Origin of the sequence: Protofrankia sp. CiT1 (assembly GCF_917627335.1) — a bacterium.
Lineage (GTDB): Bacteria > Actinomycetota > Actinomycetes > Frankiales > Frankiaceae > Protofrankia.
Map to the genome: position 1 here is coordinate 61,453 of NZ_CAKJTP010000009.1, position 5,379 is coordinate 66,831.

Consider the following 5,379-nt stretch of genomic DNA (forward strand, 5'->3'; position numbering starts at 1 on the left):
CCGCGCCAGCAACGATCGTGTTGCCAGGGTCGCGGCCCAGACCGCGCCGAGCCCGCTTGCCATGGTCAGTACCAGGTATACCAGCGCCGTCCCGGCGTGTCCGCCCGCTGCCAGCCCCTCGGCGTCGAGCGCATATGTGGAGAAGGTCGTGAACCCGCCCAGCACCCCGGTGCCCAGGAACGGCCGCGCCAGTGGATGTACCGTATCCAGCTCGGTGACCATTACCATGAGCAGCCCGATGAACGCGCATCCGGAGGCGTTCACGACCAGCGTGGCCCAGGGGAACGCCCCCGCTGGGGTGGGCCAGAGCAGCGCCATGCCGTAGCGGGCGCAGGCCCCCAGCGCGCCGCCGACGGAAATGACGGCCAGCCGCGGGAGCGGTGCGCGGCGCGGCCCCTGGCGCCGCGGGGGCCAGCGTGGATCCACATCGGGATCGGCCGGTTCGACGAGCATCCGCTTCGGGCCCACTGTGTTCAGGTCGACTGTGTTCAGGTCGGCAGGGAGGCCGCGGCGTAGTGCGTCCTGCCGTGTGACGTGACGCAGTGTGGGTGAGGCTGTACGCCACGATGAATCGCGTCGGCGTGGTGTGCCTCGGTGGGTTGATGGTCCACCTGCAGGGTGGTGTGGTCGATGCGGTGGTCGTCTCGCAGCCAGCCGTCCAGATCGACGCGGACGGCGTGGCAGTCGGCGTCGGGGAGCACGAGGACGTGCGCGGACAGTGCCGGCTCCCCGGAGGTGATCTGCCAGATGTGGAGATCGTGGACTTCGCTGACACCGGGCCGGCGGGCCATGGCGGCACCGATGCCGTCCGGGTCGATCCCGTCCGGCGCGGCCTCGAGAAAAATCCGGCCGGAAGCGCGTAGGAGCCCGACGCCTGCTTTCACCATGAGGATGACAACGACAATCGAGGCGGCCGAGTCGGCGCGATCCCATCCGGTGACGAGGATGACGACGCCCGCGAGGACGGTCGCGAGGAACGCGTAGAGATCGGTGAGGATGTGCTGGAAAGCACCTTCGACGTTCAGGCTGGCCCGGTTGGCTCGGCTGATCGCCCAGGTCGCGGCGATGTTGACGCACACGCCGACGAGCGCGGTGCCCAGGACGAGCCCGCCGGCCACCGCGCTCGGTGCCAGGAGCCGAACGACTGCCTGATAGCTGAGCCAGCCAGCCAGCAGCAGCAGGGTGATGCCGTTGGCCTGGGCGGAGAGGATCTCCACGCGGCGCAGCCCGAACGTGTATGAGCCATGGGCGGGCCGGGCCGCGAGCCACAGCGTGGCCAGCGCCAACACGATCGACGACGCGTCGGTGAGCATGTGGGCCGCGTCCGACAGCAGGGCCAGGGAGTGCGCCAGCAGGCCGACGACGACCTCTGCCGTGAGGTAGCCGCTGATCAGGCCCAACGCGATCGTCAACCAGCGGCGGTCGGCGTCCGCTGCCACATCATGCCGGTGACCGCCGTGGCCATCCGTATGATGACCATCCGTATCCTGGCCCATTCCGGTGTCACCCACCGCAGCCCTTCCTCTCCCTCATTCCTTTTCCACCGTACCGTTTTTCGCCCCGGCGCCCCGGCGCCGGCTTTCGCCTCGCGACGCACGCACCACAGCCCCGCTCCCGGAAGCACACCCACTATTGCTTAGCGAAAACGAGTGTCGGCACCGAATCCGGTTTCGTTTGCGTACATTTTTCTTGCGTCATTATTATCGATGTCGGCCGGGTCCGGGCGCTGACTTTCCGCGCCATTGTTGGCGAGCTCATTGCCGGTACGCGAGAGCGGCCGGGTCTGGCGCGCGGCGTGCGCGACGATCAGCCTGGCGTCATGGCTGAGTGGTCAAGGCCCCGGCCGGCCGTGGAGCCGAGACCGACGATCGTCAACCAGTCGCGGGGACGGTGGCGGGCCACCGCCACGGTGGCATGTGCGCTCGCCCGCTTGGGCACGACAAGCGCAGCGCCAGCCGCTGGGAGACTGTCGGCACCGAGCAGGCTCGCCGCCTCGGCCACGCTCGGCGTCCCGACCGCGGCCCGCACCACATCCGAGGGATTGGGCACGTCAACCGTGGCGAGCGCCGCGGCCGGGTGGAACAGCAGCGGCCAGCCCCGGGCACGGGCGGCCGAGACGATGCCGATCTCATCGCGCTTGGCGTCGACGGTGGCGAGGTGGCGTACCGCCAGCGGTGACAGGCCCGCGTCGGCCAGCGCGTGTTCGACCAGGTCGAGAACTTCCCGTGCGGGTGCGCCGCGGCTCGCGCCGACTCCGACGACTAGTGGTCGCCGCCGGTAGACGACCATCGGGCCGGTTACGGCCGTAACCGGGCTGTGGCAAGCGGGCTTCCCGCGGCCTCGAAACCGGCGCCGGCCAGCGCGCATCCCATCAGCCGGTCGCCCGGGGCCGGCTGCGCGCTCATTGCGGCCATCGCGGCCCGTTCCCGTGGCTCCCATGGCTCCCATGCCTGGCCTGCTTCGCCGCCGCGACGAAGCGCGTGGCCGCGCCGGGTACACCCGCCCAGTGCAGATGCAGGTAGGACGCGTGTACCCCACCGCGCACGAAGCCCTCCAGCCGATCATCCCGATCGCCGCTCCCGGACCGGTCGCCTCGGCCTTCGACACGCCATGCCGGCCGTGCGGCCCCGGTGCGGGCGGTTTCGCGGGCAGCCAGCACCGCTGTGCGGTGGAACTCGTGCGCGGTCACTGGGGTACCGGCGTTGGCAATCGGGCTGTCGCAGGCGGCCACGGCCCGTCGATAACCAAGGGTGAGCCGGGGGCTCATCGCGGTGTCGGCGTCGAGCACCCCGCACATCGGATGCCCGTCCAGGGAACGGGCGAGGTACAGCAGGCCCGCGCACTCGGCGACGACCGGCGCGCCCCGGTCCGCCAGCGCCGCCACGTCGGCGCGCAGGGTCGTGTTCGCGGCGAGCGCGGATGCGTGTTCCTCGGGGAAGCCACCACCGATGATCAGCCCGTCGCAGCCGCTCGGCAGGGCCTCGTCACGCAGCGGGTCGACAGTGATCACCTCGGCTCCCGCGGCCAGCAGCAACTCGACCTGTTCGGCGTAGCCAAAGGTGAACGCCGGCCCGCCCGTGACCGCGATCCGCGCCGGCCGGTCCGACGCCGACGCCGGTGCCGGTGCCGGTGCCGCGGTGGGGATCACGGTGGGGATGGTGGTGGCCGGCGACCAGGGCCGCACGCGCAGCGGCGGTGCTGACCGGGCGAGCGCGAGTACGGCATCAAGATCGAATGATGCGGTAGCCAGCGCGCCGAGCGCGCCGACAGCCTCGGCCGCGGCCGGTGCCCGCTCGGCCGCGGGCATGAGCCCGAGATGCCGGGATGGCACCGCGGCCCGATCATCGCGGCGCGCGACGCCCAGCACGGCGATACCGAGACCGGCGACCGCGTCCCGCAGCAGCCGTTCGTGACCGGCCGAGCCCACCCGGTTGAACACCACCCCGCCCAGGCGCACCCGGTCGTCCCAAGTGGCGAAGCCGTGCACGGTGGCGGCCACCGAGCGGCCCACGGCGGACGCGTCGAGCACCAGCACGACCGGGGCGTCGAGAAGGCGGGCCACATGGGCGGCCGAGGCGAAGTCGGTGGGCTGGCCGGGTCCGGGCAGTGACACCCCGTCGAACAGGCCCATCACGCCCTCGACGATGGCGAGGTCGGCGCCGTGGGCGCCGTGGGCGAACAGCGGCGCGATCCGGTGCTCCCCGCAGAGGACGGCGTCGAGGTTGCGGCCGGGGCGTCCGCTGGCGACGGCGTGGTAGGTCGGGTCGATGTAGTCCGGCCCGACCTTGTGCGGGGAGACCCGCAGGCCGCGGGCGGTGAACGCGGCCATCAGCCCGGTCGCCACGGTGGTCTTGCCGGCACCGCTCGCCGGGGCGGCGATCACCAGCCGTGGGATCACCAGTTGTGGGATCACCGGCTGGGGCGGGCGCAGGCCCGGGGCGGTCACCATTCGATCCCCCGCTGGCCTTTTTGCCCGGCGTCCATCGGATGCTTCACTTTGGTCATCTCGGTGACCAGGTCGGCGGCGTCGACCAGCGCGGGCGGCGCGGCGCGGCCGGTCACCACGACATGCTGGCGTCCCGGGCGGGTACGCAGCACCTCGACGACTTCGTCGGTGTCGATCCATCCCCAGGTCAGCGGGTAGGTCAGCTCGTCGAGGACGTAGAGCTGGTAGGTCTGCGCGGCGATGTCCCGACGGATCTGCGCCCAGCCCTCGCGGGCGGCCTCGGCTGGTTCTGCCGTGGGGTCGATCCGGCGTTGTACCCAGCTCCAGCCCTCGCCCATCTTGTGCCAGGTGACGGCGCCGCCCTCGCCGGTCGCGGCCAGGGCGCGCAGCGCCCGTTCCTCTCCGATCCGCCATTTCGCGGACTTGACGAACTGGAACACCCCGACATCCCAGCCCTGTGCCCAGCCCCGCAGCGCGAGCCCGAACGCCGCGGTCGACTTTCCCTTGCCATCGCCGGTATGGATGATCAATAGTGCCCGGTCCCGGCGCGTTCGGGTGGTCAGGCCGTCGTCGGGCACGACGCTGGGCTGTCCCTGTGGCATGTCTAGGCGGCCTTCCGCGGATCGGCTCTCCGCGGGCCAGCCGTACCCCTGGCCGCGCGGCTGGCCGTCTGGTAAGCCGTAGCCGTCTGGTAAGCCGTAGCCGTCTGGTAAGCAGTGGCTGACAGGGCGTCGATCGGGATGGCCGTGCCGCCCAGCGCGGCCGCGAGGCGTCCGGCCAGGCCCAGGCGGACATGGCCGCTCTCGCAGTCGACGACGACGCTCGCCACGCCGGTGCGGGCCAGCGTCCGCGCGGCCGCGATCGGATCCGGGCCCGCGGTGGCACGGCCGTCGGTGACGACGATCAACAACGGCCGCCGGTGCGGGTCACGGCGGCGTTCGGTAGCGAGGAGCTCGCCCGCACGGGTAAGCCCGGCCGTGAGCGGGGTACGACCGCCGGTCGGCAGGGACGCGAGCCGTGCCGCGCCGACCTCCACGCTGGACGTCGGGGGAAGGACGAGATCGGCGCGGGAACCCCTAAATATGATCATTCCGATCCGGTCGCGACGCTGATAGGCGTCCAGCAACAGGGACAGCACGGCGCCGGTGACCGTACGCATCCGGGCACGGGCGGCCATTGAACCACTGGCGTCCACCACGAACAGGACGAGATTGCCCTCGCGTCCCTGGCGGACCGCCCCGCGCCGGTCAGCGGGACACAGCACGAGCCCTGGGCCGGTACGTCCACGAGCGTGCTGCCAGGGCGCGGCCGCTCGCAGGGTTGCCGGCAGGTGCAGGCCGGGCGCGTCCGGGGAGGTGGTGACGACCGCACCGCGGGAGGTACGGGCGCGTGCGCGCCGGCCGGCCGCGCCCGCAAGCGTCCCGGTGCCGGGG

6 protein-coding genes are annotated in these 5,379 nt (G+C 72.0%); all 6 read right to left on the reverse strand.

The window, feature by feature from the left end; all coding sequences use genetic code 11:
• Positions 1-453, reverse strand: a 453-nt coding sequence (locus MJ785_RS03255; RefSeq protein WP_239309518.1) for a CrcB family protein, incomplete at its 3' end; no start/stop codon positions are given.
• Between the two features lie 35 nt (positions 454-488).
• Positions 489-1,496: a cation diffusion facilitator family transporter gene (locus tag MJ785_RS03260; protein ID WP_370651496.1), complete on the reverse strand. Its 1,008-nt coding sequence runs from the start codon at positions 1,494-1,496 to the stop codon at positions 489-491.
• Positions 1,497-1,806: 310 nt separating this feature from the next.
• Positions 1,807-2,289 carry a cobalamin biosynthesis protein gene (locus MJ785_RS03265; protein ID WP_239309514.1) on the reverse strand — a complete coding sequence of 161 codons (483 nt, stop codon included), beginning with the start codon at positions 2,287-2,289 and terminating at the stop codon, positions 1,807-1,809.
• A gap of 112 nt (positions 2,290-2,401) precedes the next feature.
• Positions 2,402-3,949 (reverse strand): cobyrinate a,c-diamide synthase, encoded by a 1,548-nt coding sequence (locus tag MJ785_RS03270; RefSeq protein ID WP_239380014.1) that lies wholly within the window; start codon positions 3,947-3,949, stop codon positions 2,402-2,404.
• Positions 3,943-4,548: a cob(I)yrinic acid a,c-diamide adenosyltransferase gene (cobO, locus tag MJ785_RS03275; RefSeq protein WP_239309510.1), complete on the reverse strand. Its 606-nt coding sequence runs from the start codon at positions 4,546-4,548 to the stop codon at positions 3,943-3,945. The genes MJ785_RS03270 and cobO overlap by 7 nt, the downstream gene beginning before the upstream one ends.
• Before the next feature lie 2 nt (positions 4,549-4,550).
• Positions 4,551-5,379 (reverse strand): VWA domain-containing protein (locus MJ785_RS03280; RefSeq protein WP_239380015.1); only part of this gene is annotated, 829 nt, incomplete at its 5' end.

Coding starts and splice junctions, on each gene's coding strand:
- MJ785_RS03265 (WP_239309514.1), bottom strand. CDS start 2,289: ATGGTCGTCTACCGGCGGCGACCACTAGTCGTCGGAGTCGGCGCGAGC.
- MJ785_RS03270 (WP_239380014.1), bottom strand. CDS start 3,949: ATGGTGACCGCCCCGGGCCTGCGCCCGCCCCAGCCGGTGATCCCACAA.
- cobO (WP_239309510.1), bottom strand. CDS start 4,548: ATGCCACAGGGACAGCCCAGCGTCGTGCCCGACGACGGCCTGACCACC.
- MJ785_RS03260 (WP_370651496.1), bottom strand. CDS start 1,496: ATGGGCCAGGATACGGATGGTCATCATACGGATGGCCACGGCGGTCAC.